The 23,949-nt window shown below is 56.6% G+C and carries 12 protein-coding genes, 1 tRNA gene, 2 pseudogenes and 1 riboswitch; of the genes and pseudogenes, 5 read left to right on the top strand and 10 right to left on the bottom strand.

Annotated elements, in window-relative coordinates:
• Position 1 precedes the first annotated feature (1 nt).
• Positions 2–77, bottom strand: a tRNA-Ala gene (locus tag NOM67_RS14590).
• 45 nt (positions 78–122) lie between these two features.
• On the opposite strand from NOM67_RS14590, the gene NOM67_RS14585 reads away from it, so the two are divergent.
• A complete protein-coding gene (locus NOM67_RS14585) occupies positions 123–455 on the top strand; it encodes a hypothetical protein (protein WP_255938238.1) in 333 nt (110 codons plus the stop codon).
• 358 nt (positions 456–813) lie between these two features.
• On the opposite strand, the gene NOM67_RS14580 is transcribed toward NOM67_RS14585, so the two are convergent.
• From NOM67_RS14580 to NOM67_RS14565, 4 genes are all read right to left on the bottom strand, one after another.
• On the bottom strand, positions 814–2,730 hold the full coding sequence (locus tag NOM67_RS14580) for a glycoside hydrolase family 19 protein (RefSeq protein WP_255938237.1): 1,917 nt from the start codon (positions 2,728–2,730) through the stop codon (positions 814–816).
• Between the two features lie 79 nt (positions 2,731–2,809).
• Positions 2,810–5,791 carry a M66 family metalloprotease gene (locus tag NOM67_RS14575; protein WP_305121678.1) on the bottom strand — a complete coding sequence of 994 codons (2,982 nt, stop codon included), beginning with the start codon at positions 5,789–5,791 and terminating at the stop codon, positions 2,810–2,812.
• 72 nt (positions 5,792–5,863) lie between these two features.
• Positions 5,864–8,464, bottom strand: coding sequence for a glycosyl hydrolase family 18 protein (locus NOM67_RS14570; RefSeq protein WP_255938236.1), 2,601 nt, complete (start codon positions 8,462–8,464; stop codon positions 5,864–5,866).
• A gap of 106 nt (positions 8,465–8,570) precedes the next feature.
• A riboswitch (cyclic di-GMP riboswitch) is annotated at positions 8,571–8,658 on the bottom strand.
• 200 nt (positions 8,659–8,858) lie between these two features.
• Complete coding sequence (locus tag NOM67_RS14565; protein ID WP_255938235.1) at positions 8,859–12,332, bottom strand: PAS domain-containing hybrid sensor histidine kinase/response regulator; 3,474 nt, start codon at positions 12,330–12,332, stop codon at positions 8,859–8,861.
• A gap of 217 nt (positions 12,333–12,549) precedes the next feature.
• Between NOM67_RS14565 and NOM67_RS14560 the strand changes: the two genes are divergently transcribed.
• From NOM67_RS14560 to NOM67_RS14550, 3 genes are read left to right on the top strand one after another with little or no spacing between them, the layout of a single operon-like run.
• Positions 12,550–13,098: a DUF2975 domain-containing protein gene (locus tag NOM67_RS14560; RefSeq protein WP_041210868.1), complete on the top strand. Its 549-nt coding sequence runs from the start codon at positions 12,550–12,552 to the stop codon at positions 13,096–13,098.
• 7 nt (positions 13,099–13,105) lie between these two features.
• Positions 13,106–13,315, top strand: a complete 210-nt coding sequence (locus NOM67_RS14555) for a helix-turn-helix transcriptional regulator (protein ID WP_005348179.1) — start codon at positions 13,106–13,108, stop codon at positions 13,313–13,315.
• 6 nt (positions 13,316–13,321) lie between these two features.
• Complete coding sequence (locus NOM67_RS14550; protein WP_255938223.1) at positions 13,322–14,539, top strand: hypothetical protein; 1,218 nt, start codon at positions 13,322–13,324, stop codon at positions 14,537–14,539.
• Positions 14,540–14,616: 77 nt separating this feature from the next.
• Here the strand turns inward: NOM67_RS14550 and NOM67_RS14545 are convergent, their stop codons facing one another.
• Both NOM67_RS14545 and NOM67_RS14540 read right to left on the bottom strand, forming a co-directional pair.
• Positions 14,617–15,771 (bottom strand): 3-phenylpropionate MFS transporter, encoded by a 1,155-nt coding sequence (locus tag NOM67_RS14545; RefSeq protein WP_255938221.1) that lies wholly within the window; start codon positions 15,769–15,771, stop codon positions 14,617–14,619.
• A gap of 304 nt (positions 15,772–16,075) precedes the next feature.
• Positions 16,076–16,979, bottom strand: a pseudogene (locus tag NOM67_RS14540) (IS5 family transposase).
• Positions 16,980–17,066: 87 nt separating this feature from the next.
• On the opposite strand from NOM67_RS14540, the pseudogene NOM67_RS14535 reads away from it, so the two are divergent.
• Positions 17,067–17,192, top strand: a pseudogene (locus NOM67_RS14535) (IS481 family transposase); the annotation flags it as partial.
• A gap of 1,185 nt (positions 17,193–18,377) precedes the next feature.
• On the opposite strand, the gene NOM67_RS14530 reads toward NOM67_RS14535, so the two are convergent.
• From NOM67_RS14530 to NOM67_RS14520, 3 genes are all read right to left on the bottom strand, one after another.
• A complete protein-coding gene (locus tag NOM67_RS14530) occupies positions 18,378–19,310 on the bottom strand; it encodes a hypothetical protein (protein ID WP_156853041.1) in 933 nt (310 codons plus the stop codon).
• Complete coding sequence (locus tag NOM67_RS14525) at positions 19,285–21,867, bottom strand: glycoside hydrolase family 19 protein (RefSeq protein ID WP_255938218.1); 2,583 nt, start codon at positions 21,865–21,867, stop codon at positions 19,285–19,287. The genes NOM67_RS14530 and NOM67_RS14525 overlap by 26 nt, the downstream gene beginning before the upstream one ends.
• Before the next feature lie 9 nt (positions 21,868–21,876).
• Positions 21,877–23,949: type VI secretion system tip protein VgrG (locus NOM67_RS14520; RefSeq protein ID WP_255938216.1), on the bottom strand; the 2,073-nt coding region annotated here is incomplete at its 5' end.

Here is a 23,949-nt window from a genome sequence, read left to right as displayed (position 1 = left end):
TTGGTGGAGCTACGCGGGATCGAACCGCGGACCTCTTGCATGCCATGCAAGCGCTCTCCCAGCTGAGCTATAACCCCAACTCACCTCGGCGCTGACGAAGTTATCTCCGGCAACGGAGGCGCATGATAGGCATCACCCGCTTCACTGTCAACCCTAAAATCACCCCGATTGGCGCGTTTAATCAAAATTGCAGCAAGTCGTTGTTTTTATCAACTAAATGCCCGCAATCCCGCTGTTTAACCAGCGCTTTGGCGTGCTGGTCGCAACACCACAGCCTCGGCCACCACTTACCCAATCATGACGACAGGAGAGGCCGCATTACGAGATGGCAAGGCAGAAGCGCCCAGCAGGAGGCGGTTCAAGAAAGCCTTTCCATAAAGAGGATTGAATTTGAAAACCCTTTCCATGATTTATGTAAATTTACAACACGCAAAGTTGATCTGGCTCACAAATAGCCATAGGATCAAACCGTGACCCAGGTCACACAAAGCAACAAACCAACAGAGATATGAGGTGAAACCATGTTCGAGAATCTGGCAGTTCTGTTCCACCTTCGCGGTGCAACCAGAAAAAGCGGCGTAGTCGAGAAAGATACCTACGCTCCGTCCACCCGTGAATACTACTTCCGCTACGGCAAGTAATTGCTGAAAGCCTTTCACGGAAAACGTAATAAAACCACAACACACATCATCACACAGCCCTCTCGAGGCGCTGTCCTGTCCGGGCCAGATGTTCCACGGCCAAACCTGAACTCCACCAAACAAGAATGGGGCCCGCAGGCCCCATCTTTTATTGCTTCGGCTTAATGCCGGATCACAGCTTGATCCAGGCATCACTCCACGCGGTTCCCTTGCCCGGCTCATAAGCCCAGGCGGCACCGGCGCACCAGCCGGTGTAGGGGTGCGGTTTGCACTCGTAGCTGGCACCGCCGTTGCTGACCCGCTCGCCCGCCTTGTAGGGAGTTCCCTCTTTATAGGCCGGATAGTCAGGCGGCGTTACGCCCCCCTCCTCCCCTTTCACCAGCAGGCTATGGATAGTGCTGCGGCTCAGATGGCCTTCATCTGTGACTGTCAGTTTGATCTCCAGCTTGGTATCGGTCGCCGGCTTGGGCAAGGTCAACTCCAGCGTGACCTGATCAAGTGCCGGGGCAGAAGCACCTGCCGGAATAGTCCAGACATAAGTGAGCGGCTTGCCTTCCGGATCGCTGGAGTGCTGGCCGGAGAGGGTTACCTTGCTGCCGCCTTCCGCCTGCGCCGGGCCGGTGATATTGGCCACCGGCGGCAGGTTGGTGCCACCGCCGTTATCCTCGATCACCACTTCGGGATAGAAGTGCTGAACACAGCGGCTGTAATCTCCCTCCTTGAAGGCGCTGAAACGGGTCTGGTAACCCACCAGCTTGCACGCGTAACTCTTGCCGCCGTTGGGGTTCTCTGCCACATAGCTCCAGTCCTGCTCCCAGTAGATGGGCAGGGCACCGGCGCCCTTGTCGTCAAACACCTTCATGTTCTTGCAACCCAGCACCTCGTCGGATGGCACCGCCACCCCGAGGTAGTTGGCAAACTCGCGGTAGTAGTTGATGCGGTTCTGGGACTGGGTGTGCTCGACCGGACCACCGCACTCCACCCCGCCGTTGATGATCTGGGTGGTGACCCCGAAGCCCGGCACCAGACCGTTATGCTTGTCATGGTCATTCGGCTGCCAGGTGCCATCGATGACATGGAGCATGGAGGGCTTGGGCGGCTGCGGATAGGTATAGAAGAACACCGCACTGGCCAGGTTCAGCCAGGTGTCGGCCACCAGATCGGGACGGTCGAGCAGGGTGCGTACCGTACCGAACATCGCCTCGGAGAAGGGGCCGTAGTTGTAGTTGTAGGAGAGCTGCTTGGCGCCGCGGCCAAAGTAGCTCTTGAACTCGCCATTGTCGAACGTACCGCACGGCCACTGCTGACCCTGCCACACATCGGGACGACACTCGGCGTTGTAACCGCCGCGCATGGTCTCATTCCATCCCATCTCGCGCACGTAGACCAGCGCCTGACGCCACTCGGCTTCCGGGCGCCAGTTTTCATGGCCGCCAGTCTCCTGGGCGAAGTGGGCGAACATGGTCGCCAGGGTCTTGCGGCAGATGGCATCGGCATCGCGGCCATCGCTATAGTCGCTGCACAGGGCCGGGAACTTGGCCGCCGCCTGCAACAGGCCGCGATAGGTGTACTCGGGGGCGCGCAGCGGGAAGAGGTAATTGAACTGCCCCTCGCTCAGCAGGCTTTCGACCCGCTTGACGTTGCCCGGGTTGTCGGCACGGCCCGGCAGCACGGCTTCGACCACCAGATTGTCCCGGGTAGCGATGGAAGCCTTGACCGCTTCCATCGCCGGGAAGTCGGTCAGCGCCTTCTCTTTGGCATCCAGCTCGGCCTGGCTCATATAGACGGGGGTGGTGCTGCCATCCGGCGGGGTAGGTGTCGGCGGATTGGGCTTGTCATCGCCGCCGGTGTCCGGCGGGGTCACTTCCCCTTCGCCGACAAGCTTCCACGGGGTATCCCACTCATTGGCGGCCGCCATGCCCGGAGTCTGCCCCGGGTTGACCCACCACTTGGCCTCGAAAACCTGGCCGTTGTAATTGACCTGGCTGCCGCCCGGGTAGGATTTGTTGATGTCGTATGCCTCGGCCGCCCACAGGTGGCCGCTCAGCATCAAGCCGGCAAGCAGAAGGGATATGCGATTTTTTTTCATTATTGTTGCTCTCTGTCTAGGTTTTCAGCAGAAAAGGTGGGGCCTCATAAGACCCCGCCACCATCATAGGGATCCCGGCTTAACGGCAGCTTGCCGCCCCGACATCCAGCCAGACGCCGTGCTTGCCCGGCTCGTTGCCTTGGGTCCACCACCTGGCCTGCCACTGACGGCCGTTGTGATTGGTCAGCTCCCCGCCGTTGTAGGCAACGGCGGCGCTCCACCCCAGATCAACCTGACTCGCCAGCGCCCACTGATCGGCACTGCGGCTCGGCGCATTGCCCTGAGTCCAGTACTTGGCACGCCATACCAGCTGGTTGTGGCTCACCTTGTCACCACCGTTGTAGACCTTGCCGGCCTGCCATGCGGGAACGTTGGTCGCTTCCGGGTCGGTGGTGTTGCAAGAGCCGTCGACCACGGGCTCCAGCGTCAGCACGATGCGCCCTTCGCTCTGATGTACCCCGTCCGAGACGCTCACACTCAGCTCATGCTGCTCGCTGCTGGTGACTGCCGGCGGTAGCAGACGCAGGTTGGCACTGGTCTCGCCTTCCGCCTGCCAGCCCGCCGGGAAGTGCCAGCGGTAGCTCAGCGCATCGCCCTCGGGATCGCTCGCCTCGGCAGTGATGGTCAGCCACTCACCGCCGATGCCGCCGAGCTGCGCCGGTACGGTCACCACCGGAGGCTGGTTATCAACCACGCCCTGCTCCAGCGGCCGCCCGTTGACGGTAAAGGAGAGTGACTGCTGTGGTAGCAGCAAGCTCTGCTGTACCAGTGTCTGGCCACGGCACTGGATGGTGGCGCGGCCGGGCTCGCTGGCGGTGGGCAGGTTGACGTGGAACTTGTTCATGACGCTGCTGGCCGCCCGGTGATTGACCAGCCTGAAGCGCTGCAGACCATCTCGGGTCTCCACCTGCAACTGGCAGTCACTGCCGGATAGGGTGTTGCTGTCATCCGGGTAGGTGAAACCGTAGGCGCCGTGCAGCGCCGGATAGATGTAACTGGGCAGACTCCCCTGCGGATCGTAATAGCCCACCAGGGTGGTCACCGGCACTCCGAACTGCTCGGGCTTGCGCGCAACCTTGGTATCGATGGGGGAGACCTCCACCCAGCTCTGGCCATCCGAGGTGAAGCTCTTCTTGAAGCCCCGGTTCACCACAATTTCCTTGCCGTTGATAAATAGGCGACTGTTGTAACCGGCCCCGTGATCGATGGTCAGGCTGCGTCCCCGGTTGTCCGCAGAGGCAATCGGCACCCGGATATCACGGGTCCAGCGACCGTCCCACATGGCGACCCTGACCAAGCCGTAATCCGCCAGCAGGGCACTCAGTCCGGCCTCGCTCAGGGCATCCATGGGTGCATCGACCTTCTCGATCCCCTCGATTGTGTGCTGATAGGGCTCCATCCTGGCCGTCGCACTGTTCCACTTGCTAAAGCCGGTGGCCGAGTTGGCATCGAACACCGCCTTGCTCTCCAGGAAGCGCTGGATGATGGCGGCGGAATTGGGGGTATAGAGGGTGAAACGGTTGGCGCCGGAGAGAGGGCTCCCGCCCGCCATCGCATCGTAGCCAAACTTGCGGCCATCGAACGGTGGCTGGCACTGGCCATCCAGACAGGCATCCTCATTGGTGCGGGTCGGCGAGAAGTTGGGGATGAAACGGTGTTTGTCACTGTCCCAGCCCCAGCTGGAGTTGAGCTGATCGGCACTGCGATGAACCGAGCCACGGAAGCCATCCACATAGTGGCCAAGGCCAAAGTTATGGCCCACTTCGTGGCTGAACTCGTTGCCCAGCGAATCATCCAGCGTGACGATGCCACCGCCACCGGAGCCACCGTGCACCTGAACCCCATTGGCATATTTGCCGCGGCTGTTGTGCGCCGTCAGCTGGGCCACCACAAAGGGATGGCTCCCCTCCCCTTCACCGGCACTGCTGTTGATGCCGTAGTTGGCATTGTCGATACCGTGAGAGATGAGCTCCTTGCCGATGCGCTGGCGCATGGTGCCGCCATGCCACCCCCCCTCGCTCGGGTCAAAATCGGTCAGCAAGGTGCCATTGGGCAGCATCACCTCAGGCAGGAAGAGCGGTGCATACTGACTGACGATCAACCGGCTGGCCGGGATGGTCTGGAAGTATTCGCGATGGGCCTCCTTGTCATTGGCAAAGGCAAAGCGATCCCGTGGCGTGGTGAGCATGCCGATGTCGATGGTGTGCAGCAGCAGCTCGCCGGGGGCGCCGACTTTGATATCACGCAGTTCACCACTGAGGTTGCCCTGTCGAACGGAGAGGTTCAGCCCGGGCTGGATCCACCCGGCAGGCAGCTCGCCACTCCAGGTATCCGGGGCATAGGTGATGCGGTTGTTCTCCAGCTCCCCCTCACGGAACCACTGCCCCTTGGCAAACTTGAACTGCAGGGTCTGGCCACGGGATATCGTCACCTGCCGCTCGCCATAGAAAATTGTCGAGTTGTAGCCTGCGCTGGAACGGAAGCGCACCATCTTGCCCTCCAGCTCCGGGCTCACAGGCAGGTAGATATCCCGAACCCAACGGCCGTCAGCGGTCTGGATCTCCACCAGCGCGCGACCAGTCAGCCGATCCTTGAGGAAGGCGCCGCTCTTGTCGCTCAGTTTGGCCAAATCAGCACTGCTGCTGATGATGGCACTGCTGCCGCTCTCCGGGACGAAGCTCACTCCGCCTTCGGGAACCCCCGCGAGGTGGTAGACCGTCTCGGGCAGCGCCGACGGCGGTGACAAGGTCAGTGTGCCAAGCAGCGTGCCGCTGCCGTCGCGGGCCTCCACCATCATGGGGGTCACCCCATCGGCCTGGAGCGGTTGCACCAGCAGCAGGCTCTTGCGCAGGCTGGTCAGGATGGGTTGGCGATCCCCCTCCTTGGGATGGGATGGCAGGATCTGGCTCTGGGCAAACTGCACTCTGGCAGCCAGACTGCCCGCCAGATCGCTTTGCGGGGTCGTGTCATTGAATATCAGGGGCGCGCTGCCAGCAGACAAAGGGGCTGCCGCCAGCGTTGCCATAATGAGGCCGGCTATCGGGGTCATGTATGTAGTCATTTATTTTCTCGTGTTGATGGCTACCGGGAAGGAGGGGCATGTCGCCATGCCCCTGTCATCAAGCGGGAGGTATTACTTGCAGCTGGCGGCGCCGACATCCTGCCAGACCGCAGCCTTGCCGGGCTCATCACCGCGAGTCCAGTACTGGGCCTTCCACTGGCGACCATTGTGGTTGGTCAGGTCACCGCTGTTGTAGGCGACATTGGCATCCCACCCCAGTTGCACCTTGCTCACCAGCGTCCACTGATCGGCAGTGCGGCTCGGTTCGTTGCCCTGAGTCCAGTACTTGGCTTGCCATACCAGCTGGTTGTGGCTCACCTTGTCACCACCGTTGTAGACCTTGCTCGCCTGCCAGGCAGGCCAGTTGGCGGCATCCGGATCGGTGGCCGAGCAACCGCCACCACCGCTGACCGGCTTGACCGTCAGACGGGTGGCGGCACTGGCATCCAGCGCGCCGTCGGAGACGGTGAGGCTCAGGTCATAGGCGGTATCGCTGGTGACGTTCGGGCCGGTGACCACCAGGGTGGCACTGTTCTGACCGCTGGCGGTGAGGCCGGCAGGTACCGTCCACTGATAGGTGAGCGGATCACCGTTCGGGTCAGATGCGGTCGCCTTGAGGGTCACCTGCTTGCCGGACTCCACGGAGGCGGTAGCCGGCAAGCTCACCAGTGGCGGCAGGTTGGGCTGCGGCGCCTTGTTGGTGACCACTACCTGATCGCGGGCGGTGAGGTTGTGGTCATCGGTCACGGCCAGCTCGAACACCAGATTGATGTCGGCGGACACGGCGTCCAGCACCACACGGGCCTTGGCCTGAGTGGCATCCAGCAGAGCGGCCTGCGGGCCGGAGACCTGCTTCCAGCTATAGGTGAGGGAGCCATTTTCCGGGTCGTGGGACGCGGAGCCGTTCAACGTCACCTCGGTCGGGCCAGTGACACTCAGATCGCTGCCCGCGTTGGCCACTGGCGGCTTGTTGGCTGGCGGAGTGGTTCCCTCGCCGTGACCCAACCCCTCGTGCATGGCATTGAGGATGTCGCCGTTGTCGGCATCGATCTCCCAGGAGAAGAGGCCACCCAGCTTGTTGGCCAGCACATACTGCCCCTTGGCCTTGACCGAGCGGTCGTTGTCATAGGTGATGAGATCGCCGGTCGACGCCTTGAACAGATAGGGAGCCTCGGCCACCTCGTCGTAGCTCTTCTCCCAGCCACTGCCCATGCGGTTGTTGACGATGTCACGGTAATCGACCACGCCATCCTCCCAGGTGCCTTTCACCTTACCGGTCGCCTTGCCGGTGAAGGGGTTGTTGCCCTGATAGCCGCTCACGCCAGTCCAGCCACGGCCATACATGGCGGCACCGACCACCAGCTTGCCGGGGTCAACCCCCTGCGCCAGCATCAGGTTGACCGCCTTGTCGGTGGTGTACTTGGTGTTGGGATCCCAGCTCGCCGCGTAAAGGTTGGTCTGGTGACCCAGCTCGGTGTTGCTCCATGCGCCGTTGTAGTCATAGGTCATCATGAAGATGTGGCTCATGTACTGCTGGGCCGCGCGGTAATCGACATCTTCAATCTTGTCGTAACCGGCGCCGACAGCGGAGGTGAGCTCATACTTGCGACCAGTCTGCGATTCCAGCTCGTCGAGCATGGCGCGCAGCTCCTTCATCAGGGTCACATAGGTTGCGCCATCGCTCGGGCTGCCCAGTTTAGGGTTGGCGCCCTGTCCACCCGGATACTCCCAGTCAATGTCCACGCCATCGAAGAATTTCCAGGTCTGCAGGAACTCTTTGACCGAGGCGACGAAGGTATCGCGCTTGCTCTTGTCGCCGAGGAAGTAGAAGGGATCGGAGAGGGTCCAGCCGCCAACGGAGGGGAGGATCTTGAGATCGGGGTAGGCCTGCTTGAGCGCCATCAGGGCGCCGAAGTTACCCTTGTAGGGCTCGTCATAGGCGGTCAGGCCGCTTTGCGGCATCTGGACGGCAGCCCAGGGGTCGTGGATCGCCACCTTGAAGTCAGCCCGGCCGGCACAGGCACGCTGCAGGGCCTGGAAGCTGTTGCCGTTCTCGATCTCCTTGAGGCTGTCATTGATGCCATCCCCGCCACAGATGGGGGTAAAGCCGTAGAGGATGTGGGTCAGGTTCTGGGCCGGGATCTTGTCCACGGTGAACTTGCGGCCGTAGACACCCCACTCCACGTAGTAGGTGCCCACCACCTTGCCGGACTTGTTGGCGTAGGGCTTGTTGTTCTCCTGCAGCGCAGCCTTGAGCGGCGCCAGGTGGCTGCCATCGGTATCGGCGACCACTATCTCCTTCTTGTCGGAGAGGGTGCAGCCGTCGGCATTGCAGAGGGCCACCTGCATCTGGTAGCGGCCCCCCTTGTTCACCTTGAATTTGGCGGTGCCTGCGGCGGCGGAGGGGCCTGACCATACCTCCTTGCCATCGAGCAGCACTTTGGCAGTCTGGCCAACGTCACCGCTCCAGAGGTTCCAGCTCACCTCCACATCGGCGGCATCTTTCACCTTGACCAGATTGTTGTAGGAGGTTGCCGCCTGATCGACTTCGACAATGGCGAACTTGGTGGGGCCCCAGCCGATGGTGGGTTTGCCGGGCGCAGCCGCGTAAGCGGCGGAGGTACAGAAAAGACCGACCGCAAGGGCCAGCATGGTAGGTTTTGGACTTGGCATTTGTTGTATTTCCCTATTTCGTTATTGTTTGCAACGAAAAGGGCGACGCGCCTGACAGGTAACGCAGACAGCAGTGCTCCTCCTTGGCAAAAGGAGCGCAACAACCTGTGGTGGCCCCGCTATCTTAGGTACTGCTGACCCTTAGACCGGAAGCTTTGCGTCCCGGCCTTTCGACCGGTTTGCCCTTAACACACTTCATTCGCGACAAGAAAAATCGCCCCCCGACTATAGGGGGGCGATTTGCGAAGTGCTACCTAGTAAAAATGACAGGTGATGGGACTCATTTCAGGGGAACAGGCTCGATATGGTGAGGATTATTCCGACATCAGCCTCTATCCTTCCCCTTTCGCGCCACTCCCCTCCCTCCATCATTTGATTAATTTTGTGAGCTGGCTCACTGCACCGGCAACAACAAGCTGTTCATCAGGGCGCGCAGCTTGAGCGGCTTGACCGGCTTGCTGATGTAGCCGTATCCCCGCTCGCGGATCTGCGCCTGCAACTCGCTCTTGCGATCGGCGCTGATGATGATCCCCCCCGGCTCGTCACCACACACCTGCTGCAGCGCGGCAATGGCCTCCAGCCCGGTCTTGCCGTCGTCGAGGTGATAGTCCGAGAGCACCAGTCTCGGCACAAACCCTTCTGCCACCAGCTCCTCGGCTTCGACCAGATCAACGGCGCAACGCACCTCACAGCCCCAGCGGCCAAGCAGCGAACTCATCGCCGCCAGAATATCGCGCTCGTTGTCGATGCAGAGCACCCTGACCCCCTCCAGCTGGCTGTCACGCAGAGCGGGCGCGGCGACCGGATGGGCTGCCACCGGCCGGGTGGCCAGATTGAGGGTCACCGCAAAGACTGATCCCTTGCCCGGCCAGCTCTGCAATGTGAGCTGATGGCCCAGCACCAACGAGATGCCGCGGGCAATGGCGAGCCCCAGACCCAACCCCTGCTCCCTGGCGGTACGGGAGTGATCGAGGCGGGAGAACTCGTCGAAGATCGCCTCCTGCTTGTCTTGCGGAATGCCAGGGCCGTTATCCCACACCTCGATGCGGATCTTGCCCCCCAGCCTGCGACAGCCAAGCAGCACCCGACCGCCCGGGTTGTAGCGAAACGCGTTGGTGAGGAAGTTCTGCAGCACCCGGCGCAGCAGCCGCACATCGCTGTGCACCGCCAGCTTGCTCTCCACCACCGAGAAGTGGATCCCACCCGCCTGCGCCAGTACCCCGAACTCCGCCTTCAGGTTGTCGAACAGATCGTGCAGGGCGAAGTCGAGTTTCTTGGCTTTGAACTTGCCCGCCTCAAGGCGCGAGATATCAAGCAGATCGCTGATGAGATCCTCGGTCGCCCCCAGCGCATCGTCGATATGACGGGCGATCCGGGCAGGCTCCTCTTCGGCCGGCAGCATCTCCAGCAGGGAAGAGGTAAAGAGCTTGGCCGCATTGAGGGGCTGGGTCAGATCGTGGCTGACCGCCGCCAGAAAACGGCTCTTGGATTGATTGGCCCGCTCCACCTGCTGGTTGACCAGCAACAGCTGGCGGTTGAGTTCGGAGAGCTCGCGGGTACGCTCGGCGACCCGCGCCTCCAGATGCTCGTTGGCTTCGCGCAGCACCCGTTCGGCATCACGAAACGGGGTGATATCGGTAAAGGTCATGACGAAACCACCGGCCGGCATGGGATTGCCCTGCATCTCGATCACCCGGCCATCGGGGCGCTCCCGCGCCGAGATATGGGCACTGCCCCGTTTCATAAACGCGACCCGGCGCGCCACATGCTCCTCGATATCGCCGGGGCCGCACAGCCCCTGCAGTGCGTTGTAGCGGATGATCTCCTCGATGGGGCGACCCGCCTGGATAAGCCCAGGCGGATAGTGGAACAGCTCGATGTAGCGCCGGTTCCACGCCACCAGCTTGAGCTCCCGATCCACCACCGAGATCCCCTGCCCGATATGCTCGATCGCCCCTTGCAACAGACCACGGTTGAAGCGGAATACGTCGGAGGCCTCATCCACTATGGTGGCGATCTCCTCGAGCTGCATGTTGCGCCCCTGCAGGGCAGAGGCGAGCACCAACCGCGCCGACGAAGTGCCAAACACCCCGGCCAGCAGCCGCTCGGTGTGAGCAATCAGCTCGGCCGATGCCTGCATCTGTGGTGCCAGCGTGCCGCCATGCTCACCGGCAAAGCGACCAAAGGCACGCTTGACCCGGCTCGACCCGACGAATCGGGCCGCCAGCATCTCCAGCTCCTTCACCGACACCCGCGCCTGATAGAGCGCCGTGGTATCGCGACTCGGCTTGCCGACGAAGTTGGCCGCCTGCAACCGCTCGCTCACCGCCGGACGGGAGAGCAGCGAGCCCGCCACATAGCCAAGCAGGTTGAACAGCAGGCTCAGGAAGATGCACCAGGCCCCGAGGCTGAGATCGCGAAAAGCGGGCCAGTCGGGCGGCGCCAGCAACGCCTCCAGCGGTGAGCCGGCCAGCAGACCGCTCTCCGCCAGCAGGGTGATGAACCAGAGGCTCACACCGAGGATCAGACCGAGATAAACCCCCTTGCGATTGCCGTGCCGCCAATAGAGACCGAGCAGCAGGGCCGGCGCAAACTGGGCCACTGCGCCAAAGGAGAGGTAACCGATGCGCGACAAGCTGGTGAGATCGCCAAGCCAGAGGTAGAGCAACCAGGCCGCCAGCAGGATCAACAGGATGGCGCCACGGCGCACCTGCAGCAGCAATCGCACCAGCCGCTCATCGCGCCCCTGCTGCCAGAAACGGCGCAGCAGCACCGGCAGCACCAGATCGTTGCTCACCATGATGGCTAATGCGATGGTGCAGACGATCACCATGCCGGTCGCTGCCGAGGTACCACCAAGGAAGGCGAGCATGGCGACTCCGTCAAAACCAAGGGCCATCGGCAGACTGATCACATAGGTGTCGGAGGCCATGTCAGCCCCCACCCACTGCTTGCCCGCCAGCGCCAGCGGCCAGATAAAGAGCCCCATCACGAACAGGTAGAGCGGGAAGATCCAGCGCGCCCAGTGCAGATCCTGCCCCTGATTGTTCTCCACCACAGTCACATGAAACTGGCGCGGCAGGCAGATGACAGCGCACATCGCCAGTACCGTATAGATGGCCAGCTCCAGCAGACTGCCGGGCGTCACCGCCATCACCGCATCGAAGAAGTGTCCCGCCACCTCGCTGCGTACCGGGCTCGGCTTGCTCAGAATGAGCCAGAGGGCAAAGCCCCCCACCGAGATAAAGGCGAGCAATTTGACCACCGACTCGAAGGCGATGGCTACCACCATCCCTCTGTGGTGCTCGGTGGCATCGAGATGGCGGGTGCCAAACAGGATGCTAAACAGCGCCAGCAGCATGGCGACCCCGAGCGCCAGTTCGGCGGTATTGCCCGATATGGCGCTCACGTGCCCCGCCCCTGCGCTGTTGACCATCAGCAGGTCGAGCCCGGTCACGATCGCTTTGAGCTGTAGCACCAGATAGGGAAGGATCCCCATGATGGCGATAAGGGCGATGAGCATGGCAAGACGCTGGGACTTGCCGTAACGGGCGGCGATGAAGTCGGCGATGGAGGTGATGTGTTCCCGTTTGGCCACCAGAATGAGGCGCGCCAGCAGTCGCCAGCCAAACAGAAAGACCAGCATGGGGCCGAGGTAGATGGGCACCGGCGACCAGGGCGATTCACTCGCCTGACCCACGGTGCCGAAGAAGGTCCATGAGGTGCAGTAGACCGCCAGCGACAGGCTGTAGAGCAGGGGCTGCCCCTTCATGCGATGCCGCTTGTGCTTGTCCGCCACGAAGGCAATCAGAAACAGCAGCCCCAGATAGGAGAGCGACAATCCGATCAGCAACCATCCCTGGTGCATCTGCAACCCCTTGTCCATGTTGATAATTTGTATGCAGGTTCGGCCAGTCTAGAGAGGTGGCCGCTAAAAGTCATCACCTTCAGACAGATTGAAATTATCGTTTTTCAATAAGTTTTGCCTTGACTGTATATCGTAAAACAATAAATATTGCCGCTGTGAATATTGATAAACGATAAACTTTACCTTTCAGACAACACCCATAACGGCGAGGAATGAGATGATATCCAACAAACTCGAACGCTCGAGCATGCTGATCGAATGGCTGCTGCTACTGGCACTGCTGGCGACCCCTTTGATCACCTTGCTGGAGGTGTGGACCCCCTTCGGTGGCGCCGATTTGCTGCAGGAAAAGCTCAACACCATTCTGAGCCGTCCCGGCATCAACCCGGCAGACTATCCACTGCACTTCTCCACCCGGCTGCTCGGCACTCTGGTACAACTGTTGCCGGATCTGGTCTTCATGATGATGCTCTGGCAATTGCGCCAGCTGTTTCGTGGCTACCGCCATGGCCTGCTCTTCACATTCGAGCAGATCCGCCGCTACCGGCAGATCGGGCTGCTGCTCTGTGCAACCTTCGTGGTCGAGTTGATCCACCTGCCCCTGCTGGATACGGTGCTCACCATGAGAGGCCCGGAAGTGCTCGGTACCATAGCGCTGAGTACCTCAGATTTCCGGGTACTTCTGGCGGGACTGATCGTGCTGGCGCTGGCACTGGTCATGCGCGAGGCCAAACTGCTGGCCGATGAACAGCAACTGACGGTGTGAGGATCCCATGCCCATCATCATCCGGCTCGATGCCCTGCTGGCCGAACGCAAAATGACCGCCCGTGAACTGGCCCAGCGCATCGACATCACCGAGGCCAATCTCTCGATCCTCAAGAATGGCCACGCCAAGGCGGTGCGCTTCTCCACTCTGGAGGCCATCTGCCGTGAACTCAATTGCCAGCCCGGCGATCTGCTGGGCTACGAGCAGGAGCGCTAACCCTTTATGAGTCGTCATATCATCCTGTTTGCCCTGTGGCTGCTGCCGCTGTGGGCCTGCGCTGGCAATGACGCGAGCGGCCCCCGCTACCTTGTCGAGCGGGGCGCCAGCGCCAATGTGCTGCAAGTGCGCCTCACCATGCAGGGCGAGCCCCCTTTTACCCTGCTCCCCGCTCGTCAGTTGCCGGGCAGTGCCACGCCGATTTCCTCCGCGCTGGTCTGCCTTGCAGACAACCAGCCGGTTGCCCTCAACCAGCCCTTCTCTTGCAAAGAGGTTGGCTGGCAGATCACGCTCACACCGGCTCCGACAGTGGGTGCTGATGCCTCGGCCCAACAGTCGCTGCTGTTTGCTCCCAACCAGTGGCTATTGACCGAATGGGGTAACTTTGTGCGCCAGATGGGGAGCCGCCAAGGAAAGGTTTGTCTGCCGGATGGCAGCTGCCAACCGCTGCCGGATGTCAACCAGCCACCACTGATCCTGCCGTTTGGTCTGCAAACTGTGCCCGTCACCAAGCCGGATCCGCGGTTGGTGCTGAGCCATGACGAGATTGCCAACCAGCTCGATTTGCCTTCCTTGCAGCAGCAACTGAATGAGATCATCGACTATCTGGCCTTTCAGCTCGACGTGACCCCGCCCACTCATCCATTGCAACTGGTGTGGCTCGGGCGGGATGTGACGACCCACTCCCTTGGCGGCGCCGCCGGGGATCAGGTGTTTGTCGCCAACTACCCCACCGATGCAGGCAAACCAACGCCACAGGCCCCCTTGCGCCTGCTGCGCACCTCGGCCCACGAGGCTGTGCATATCCTCAGCGCTCGCCGTGCTGATCCACAGCCCACTTGGGTTGAAGAGAGCCTCGCCGAGTACCTCGCCATCAAGGCACTGCGCCGCTTTCGGCTACATCAGGTCTCGGCGATCAACGAACTGGCCGGGCGGGGCAAACAACTGCCCCATAGCGAGAGCGGCCTCTATCGGGCTGCCCGCGAAGTGATGGCAGGCGATCGCTCCTACTACCCGCTCTTTTACGTCAAGGGGAGCGCCTTCTGGGAGGCACTGGATCGGGAGCTGCAACACAATGACGTGACGCTGGCCCGACTGCTGCCCCAACTGGGCTGGCTGCCGGATGGTCGCTTTGATGCCGCATCCAGTGAACTGCTTGCCGGCACCATCGGCTCGGATACCTGGCGCCGCCTCAGCCGCCACTATCTTGGCGAACCACAGTAACACCGCGAACCGCAGCAACGAAAAAGGGAGAGCCGTGGCTCTCCCTTTTTCCAGATGATAATTCAGATAGAGCTGTATCAGGCCGTAGCACCCTCCTGCGCAGAGGGGGCAAAGGGTCGCAGCCGCAGGAAGAACACCGGCAAGACCACCAGCACCATCAGGAAGAAGATGCCGCCGCCAAAGGGCTCGAACAGCACGCCGCAGAGTGCCATCAGAGCCGCCACCGTCATGCCAAGACCCAGCGCAGCGTAGAGGGACTGGGTCGGGATCAACTGCTCGGCCGGTAGCTGGCGGGTCATGAAGCGCACTGCCCCGAGATGGCTCACCCCGAAAGTGACCGCGTGGAGCAGCTGCCCCAGCACCAGTACCCACAGCTCGGTCGAAGCCCCCAGCAATACCCAGCGCACCACGCAACCGATGGCTCCGGCGATAAAGAGGCTCTGCGCCCCGAAGCGTTGCAGGAAGCGCTTGTCGGCGGCGAACATACAGATCTCGGCCACCACCCCGATCGCCCATAGGTAACCGATGATGGTGCCGCTATACCCTTGCGCCTTCCAGTAGATGGCACTGAAACCGTAGTAGGCGGCGTGGCTTCCCTGCAGCAGCGCTGTCAGCAACAGGAAGCGGCGTACCGGCGCGCTGCGCAGGGTCGCCAGCAGGGATGCCTTGGCGCGCTCCCCCTGCACATCCTGTGGCGCGGGACTAAGTGGCAGCCAGCTGAGCAGCAGCATCAGCACCAGCCCCGCCACCATGGTGTGCAAAATCCAGTCGCTGCCGAAGTTGCCCACCAGCGCCCCTACCAGGGTCGAGGCAACGATAAAGGCAAACGAACCGCACAGCCGCACCTTGCCGTAGTCGATATGCGCCTGCACCACCATGCGGGTTGCCAGCGCCTCACCCACCGGCATCAGGGTCGGGTAGATAAAGTTGGCAATCAGAGTGAGACCGACCAACCACCAGAGGTGATGGCTGAGATAGAAGCCAAGGAAGGCGAGTAGACTGAGCAGAGATAACAATCGGGTAACCGGCAGCAGATGACCCGCCCCCTTGATCTGCCCCATCACCATCAGGTTGCCGGCAAAGCGGATCGCCATCCCCGCCCCCAGCAGGAGACCAATCATCTCGGCGCTGACGCCCACCCCCTCCAGCCAGAGCGACCAGAACGGCAAGTAAGCGCCGTAGACAAAATAGAAGGCGCCGAAAAAGAGCGCTAACCAGGAGAACGCAGGCATAGATCCTCTGCAACCGGATGACGGGAGCAGAATGATAACCCATCCGCCCCCACAGATCCCGATGGAAACCCCGCTAAGAAAACGAAAAAACTTCAACAAAATTGAACTATTGCCGAAGGTACAGGGTCTACTTGGTAACACCTCCTCCTGGTTAGTGTTGCAATCCTTCCACCCGCCCATGGCGGGTTTCTTTTTTGTCCCCTAATCACTTTTTCTCACCAACAGGATCTGCATCTCGCATTCAAACTGGCGTTGTTGCCCAAATCAGCCAGCAAGTCATGACTTCCCCAGCCCTGGGTGACTGCTACACTTGGGGCTTTCTGACAGGCAGACCAAGCGTGTTCAGTTTGTTTATCGCTCTCACATACACCATAACCTCTCCCACTTGGCCGTTGTAGTTACGCAGACTGATTTTCCCCGTCAGCAACTGCTTGAACCGATACATCGCCGTCTCGGCCAGCGAGCGACGGTGATACCCCGATATCTTCTTCCAGTGTGCCAGTCCTTCCTTGTGCATCACCAGCACCGCGTCATTTCTTGCGTGTCCTTTTTTCCATAACCCCGCGCTTTTGCGAGGCGGGATACAGGCTGTCGCCCCTTTGCGCGAGATAAGCTGATGGCTGGCTTTGCTGTCGTAGGCGCCGTCTGCATAAACATGTCTCAGCTTGCGCCGCAGTGGGTTGAGCAAGGTGGGCAGCACCTCGGCATCATGGACATTTTCCAACGACACTTCCGCCGCCACGATATCGTGGGTCACTGGGTCTACCGCCAGATGCAGCTTGCGCCACACTCGCCGCTTCTCGGCGCCGTGTTTTCTGACTTTCCACTCGCCTTCACCAAATACCTTCAGGCCGGTCGAATCGATAACCAGGTCGGTGATACGCCCCTTGGCGGGTTGTCGATAGGCCACTTTCACCGTGCGAGCGCGCTTGCTGACACAACTGTAGTCCGGTGCGCACAACGGCACATTCATCAACTCGAACAGAGAGTCGAGTAGTCCCTGAGTGGCCCGCAGAGTGAGGTTGAAAATCCCCTTGAGCATCAGGAAGGTACAAATGGTCTGGTCGGTGTAGAGCTGGCTGCGGCCCCGCCGTCCGTGATGGTCGTGGTGAAACCAGTTGTTCAACCCAGAAGGTGAGTGAACCACGGTTAATCAAAGACTTGTTGTATTGAGACCAGTTGGTGATGGGGTGAAGCGACGTGCCCATGATGCAGACTTGAAGGGGATGGTGGTGATCAGATCACCGCCTCCCTAGTTAGTTCCATTCCAGCTGCATCGATTTGGGAAACAACGCCACCTGGAACACTACAACACCCAGCGGCCACATCAGGGCAGGATGATGGAGGGACAGACGCCTTACAGCATGTTCAAGAAGGGTCTGAAATTGATACCGAAGGAAGTGCGCACTAAAGTAGCGTAAACAAGACACCGGTTTGAGGCTGGTGTCAGGTGATAACTAGATCTGTACAATCAGTTTGAAAACTTTTGTCTGGTGATAATTAGAATTGTACAATCTGCATATAAGAAATAATTGAAGACTCTTACATTGGATTGATAGATATCTCTATTTCATTGACTACTTCAGAACCAAAAAATTTCATCATATAGTTATCACTTATATGTTAAAGCACCGTCTTTTTTAGACACAGGTACACCATATATTTTTATGATATCAAGCATCTTGCTTCCTACATAGTTCCTCTACTATTAAATCCCATATCTTTCTTAATAATGACTTTAGTTATGCTATAATCATCAAAATCTCTTTTTAATTTATTATAGTTAAGGTTTGATGACTCTCTATATATAAAGCCAAAGTCATGAGGGTGAAATTTATAATCTACGCCGTTAATGTTTTTAAATACATCGACGAAATAATTTCCACTATCCATTTCAGTGAGCCCGTTAAAAGCTCCGAAAACCTCACTATAATCACCACCAACTTTTATGTCATAACCATTGAAGTGGTTGGCAAAGTCACTTCTTTGAACATTGAAATATTCAGGTTGTTTTTCTTTTTTGTGATACGAGCGGAATCAACCCACCCTGTATGAGCCTCACCTTTTCGGTCTAGATAGCTAACATATTGAAATCCATTGTATGATGCATATGAAATTGCCTTACCCCCATTAATAATAAATTTTTTCGACTTACACTCATCAAGAGGAAGGTCATTAAAAAAGTACGACCTTTCGCTGTGACGACAATATTTGACACATCATAAAAAACTTCTTCATTCTTCTGTGCTTCATTAAATTTTATGTTTTCACATGCGGTTATTCCACTAAAGGGGAAAATAAAAAAATACGACACCTAGAATACTTTCCATCAATTACCACCAGCATGAAAATATATAACATTCCATATAAAACCATTATAAATAACAGCATCATTAAATTACATTAACACTCTCAATGAAATGCCAAATCGCTTTTTTAAAACTTCAACGCCAAGCAAACATGTTAACAAACATATTATTGAAATTATCTTCTTTCCGTAATTAAAAGAAACGCTGCATTTATATTAAACGACACATTGATTAACACGTAATAAAAACACCGGTTTGAGGCCGGTGTAAAATAATTAATAGAACTGTACATTTAAATTATATACACTCACCTTTAGCTTGATAGTCAGTAACTCTCTTCGGTATTCTGCTCTCTTTCCCATTGCTCTTCATCAACATAATGTATGTATTATACGACTCTTTAGCCTCTTTACATTTAGAATGTGCAGCTAAATAGTCTGCTTTATTTAAATGCGCAACAGCTCTATCTGGAAACTTACGTAGAATTTCATCCAAAATATACAAAGTAACAGGGTTATCTTGAGACGACTCGAAAATATAATATGCAATATTGTTGTATGTCACAACATTATCCTTTGTGATGTTATTTTTTTCTATGAAAAATTTGGCAGATTGAAGACTCCATGAGATTTTTCCAGATTTTGTCAAAGCTTCTAACTCAGGGAGCATAAAATAAGATTTTATAACTTCATGACATTGTTTTGAAAAATCTTTCTCATCTGGAGAGAGAAGTACCTGCTTGACATCACCGGAAGAAATGTTGTCAAACGGAATGTATAGATCTAACTTACAGCTCACTTCACTAAATACTATTCCGTCAATATTATTTGATGTCCCTGCAGAGACCTCTGTTAAAAAATATTTACCATTGATTAGTGACACTCTATTTTTAATATACGCATCAAAATTCCCGCCCCTATTAATGATAATAAATCCTTTCTCATCACCAGGTAGTGATGCAATGTCATCAAAAACAGAATATCCGTCAACTGTTAAATTAGAGCCTTTTACAGGAGGCATTCCAGAAGCGCTTATTATATATAATAACTCTCCATTTTCCTCTGTAATTATTTTATCTCTAACACCATTCTTCTTGATATCTATTGAATATGATTTACCGTCAGTAATTTCAGGTGTCAGTACATTGGAAAATACGGACTGTGACAGTATCACTAATGTAAGAAACCATAAAAAATAAATTTTATTATTTTCTATTTTTACATTGTTCATAATTAAATATCTCTTTGAGAGCACCAACATATTTCCTTCTCTCCAACAACCCATTTTTCCCACCATTGACAAGGTAGCTAATTACATCGGTATAGTCATCATCAGCAAGAATTCCCAAATCAAAAGTTCCATATTTTGATTTAGTTCCATCACTGAACAAAACAGATATCAACTCTTTTTTTATCAAAATAACACTACTATAACGTGATACTATCGAATCTGATGACGATGGTCTCCAAGTATCACTGGTACTCAAGACCTTTCCTCTACGCCAGAACCATCCTGCCGAATCGAAACTGATAGCTAGGCTATTACTAACCATATTTATATCAGAAAGAATCCCTTTATTACTATAAGCATCATAGAATTTATAATTGCTTCTATGAGTTAGCTGTAACATACCTCGCCCAATATATGGAGCATAATATTTCATTTCAGCATTATATTCAGTTGTTGTCCTGAAACGATCCGTCTCGTGGAATGCTTGAGCTATGAAATGTATCCGTCTTATACACGTGGATATATCATACTTTCTAAAAACAGCATTCATTTCAGCTGTTAAGCATTCATATGTACGTTCAGATATGTCTAGAGTACATCTGGAATCATTGAATAACTCTTTAGATGGAATCTTGTCTACTTGACGAAGTTTATCGACAATATCCATAACCTCTTGCACAGATATATCCCTTTCACAACTGCACATGCGGTCCACAGAAGGGATGATAGATAATGGATATAAATGCCAAATATCCTTTTCCATTCTTAATTTTGTGGCACTCTGCATCCACTCCAGCTTATCGATACGCTGTTTTTCATGGTCAACCAATAAATCAAAATCTGGCAGGCCAATCTTGGTCATAAGTTTATCTAACCACAGATAACTACTGGCTGATGATTTTTCATACCATTCGCTGGGATGCTTGACGATGATCTTCTGAAGTTTTTCTGCATTGCTGCTGTTTTGCAGGGCCGCCTGTATCTCTTCACTGCTAAGTTCACCGCTCTTGTCGGTATCGAAACTGTTTACCAATTTGGTAAAGAAGGTAGGCGGCACATCCGGGTCCAGATAGCCGTCAGAGCCTGAGCCATCGACCTTTTTAAAACCGATCTTCAACCAGTCATGCTGACTCAATAACTCAACTTGCTCTTTCTTGACATATTTATCTGATGAGACACAGACCCACTCCTGCTTGGCAGCATCCTTTTCCAACTTGGGTGATTCAACCAGCTCTTCCTGACTTTTGTCCTTGGTTGCCACCCACTTGGATTGTCCCCCCTCACTCTTCTTCTCATGCAGGATCACATCGGCAGGCACTTTAGCATAGGTTGCACCGCCTTTTGTTTCGGCTTTGTTAGCCAGAACATCGCCCAGACGAGGATCTTGGGTAAACACCTCAAGATGAACCTGATGCTTGCTCTGCTTGCCCCCAATCAGGGCCCCTGGCGTTTCCACCAAGCCGAGATAGCCTATGGTTTCACCTGCAGCAATTGCCACGGGAGATGGCAGCACATATAGCTCGTCGAGATGGGAGGGAGGAAGCCTTTTAGTCTTGATAAATTCATCTTCTACGCACACCCAGGCGAGACCACAATTCCCCTGAGTGCCGCTCCCACTCGGCATTACATATTTGCATCTGGCCATCTTGCACGCTTTATCACCCATCCAATGGAATTCGAGTTGGTGCGCATCATACTGCAACTTTGTGCCAGCTGGCAGTAAGACGTTGCCACTGCCGGCCCTCAAGCGACCACTTTTATCATCCAGAACAGGGTCTGCACACCCAGGCATATCCTTCAATAGCTCTGCATCTATCTGATCAAATAGCCAGGTTGGCACATTAGGCTTGATAAAGGTCACGGCATCCGGGCTATTGGCGATCCAGACTGAACTCCCTTCACTGACCAATACGCCAGCCTTTTCAGCCTCTTTTATCTGGGCATTGGACAGCTTGCTCTTGATCTTTACCTTGATGAAATCATACTCCTTGCCCCCGATACTCCCCTTTTGGGATGGCGTGCTGCTATCCATTTCCAGTTCGGTATCTTTAGGCAAAGTGAAACGGGGCAAAACTGCATCGGCACGCTGCTGCTCAGCATCAGGATTCGCGTGGGGAACGGAATTGCGAGCATTCCAACCTTTTTTTAGCACCAGTGTATCGGTTCTTTGGTACTTATCCCAAGGCAACAGGTGCATATAGAGCGAATAAAAGGTGAACTCGTTTTTAGCTTTTGTTTCTGCATTGATTTCACAATATTCGTGTTGGACCAGGCAGAAGCAGTTGGAATAACGCAGTGACTCCCCCTGAAATTCAGAGGTCAGATAATCCTTCATCATCCGAAAAGCCACGACTTTGCCGTCAGCAATGGCTCGGACAGGATATTTATCCTTGCACCAGGGGGCGATCTGGTCGCTGACATGAATACCACCGTGCCATTTGTTGTGATTGCCAAGGAGATAATGACCGGATTTTTCGCCATTAATAAGTGCAGTCAGCGCTTTGACATCCTTGAATTCTTCACCTTTGGCAGTGAGGATGGGAAATGCAAACTTCATGCTTTCTCCTTATTCAGAAAAGAGATAGAACGCAGCGGGCTTCTCTTCTTTCAAGAGCGCCTCCATCGCCTTCTCGGTAGGAATGGCCTGGACCAGTTCAACCAGTTCCGGGGCTTTGACCACCGCAACCCCTTTGGGAATAACGGGAGCCTGACCAGCCCAGCCAGAGCCTGCTCCCGGGCTGCCACCGGCATTGAGTTTGATGGCGGGGCCGACCAGCTTGATGCCACTCGGGTCAACTTTCACAAAGCTGCCCCCCCCCTTGAGGGTGATCTCGGAGCCAGCCTCCAGCACCAGCTTGTCGCCCACCTTGATATGCACCTCTTCACCCGCGTCCACCAACAGGGATTGGCCCAGTTTCAGGTGCAGGGAGGTATCCACCGTCAGTGAATAGTCCGCCTTGATGTGGTCGCGTTTTTCACCCTCCACCGTCAGGTGGTCATTACCGAGGCTGGGCGGAGCGCCATCCTTACCCGGCACTTTTCTTATGCGGGTGACCCGCTCGTTGTCGATGTCACGATGCTCATCATGCTTGATGTGCCACGCAACATCGTTCTCTATCAGCACATTCAGGTCTTTCTGACCGTGGATGTAAATCTCTTCCTGCCCCGCCTGGTCTTCAAAACGCAGCTCGTTAAAGCCCTCACCCTTGTGGGTTTCGGTGCGCAGCACGGTGCGGGTCTTGTTGGCGGGCAGCTCGTAAGGAGGCCGGTTGGTGGCATGGTAGGTGCGTCCGGTCACGATAGGCTGGTCGGGGTCTCCCTCTAGGAAGCTAACAATGACCTCATGGCCGATACGGGGGATAGCCATCATGCCATATTGGCCACCAGCCCAGCCCTGACTCACTCGCACCCAGCAGGAGCTCTGGTCGTTGGAGCTGCCATATCTGTCCCACGGGAATTGCAGCTTCACCCGGCCATGTTCGTCGCAGTAAATCTCCTCGCCCTCGGGGCCGACTACGATGGCGATTTGCGGGCCGTCAACCATCGGCTTGTAGGGCGCCTCGGGGCTGCCAATGCGGGCGCGCCAGGTGGTGCTCGCCTTCACCACACCAAATTCGTTGTGGTAGACGGTCGGGCCGCTGCCGCCTTCTTCCTCCAGCGCTTGCGGTTGCTCACCGGTGTGGCGGATATGAACGATTTGCCAGTCGGTGTTGAGGCTGCCGTTGGGGTGTTCGGTCAATGAAAAGTGCTGACCCGGCAGCAGCGCGGCGCTATTGGATTTGCCACTGCCCGCCACCGCGTCATTGCGCAGCGCATCGAGCCGGTGTTGGGCAAACGCCTTGCCGCTCGGGTCCTGCTTGTAGCGGCCCGGGTAGTCGAAGTGCTGGTAGGTATCGCGCTGATGCTCAAGCTCTGCCCCCTGCTTCTTGTGGGAGAGACCATAAGCCGGCGTCTTGAAGCTGTAGTCCTTGAGCTCCACATCAGAGGGGCGCACCGCCTCGCGGTAGTGGAACTGGCGCACATAGGGGCCCTGCTCCAGCGAGCGGTTGCCGAGGTTGAAGAAGAGCTCGGGGCCGGCAGTCAGGGCCGCCGCATCGTCGGCAAACACAATGCGGTGTTTGCCTGCTTCAAATTCGTGGAAGTAGAACAAGCCCTCTTCGGCAGCAAGGCGGTTCACGAAATCGAGGTCGGTCTCGCGATATTGGACGCAGTACTCGCGCTGGGCATGCTCATTTTTCAGGGCAAAGGCGTAGTCGGTGATGCCGTGCTCTTGCAGCAAGATGCTGAGGATTTCGTCAGGCTTCTGCGCCTGAAAAATGCGGGAGTTCTGGCGCAACCCCAGCCGCCACAGAGCCGGTTTGACCTCAATGCGGTAACGGGTGCGGCGAAAGCCGCTGTCCCCTTGGGCAAATTCGCTCACTACCCCGCACACCCTGCGTTGCAGCTCGCCGTTGTACCACACCATCAGCTCGCAGGGCTGGTCCAGCACGGCGCCAAAGTCGACATCGGGCTGGCTGCTGGCCAGCTCAAGGCGCAGGTTGAACAGCCGGTTCAGCCCCTCGTCCAGCTGGAAACTCGCCACCACGAAGGTGCTCTCGGGCAACGCCCCCACCTTGACGGTAAATTGCAATCCGGTTTG

Source organism: Aeromonas sp. SG16, from assembly GCF_024436135.1.
Lineage (GTDB): Bacteria > Pseudomonadota > Gammaproteobacteria > Enterobacterales > Aeromonadaceae > Aeromonas > Aeromonas jandaei.
The sequence above is the reverse complement of the archived record's forward strand: the minus strand, read 5'-3'. Positions and strand labels throughout refer to the sequence as shown.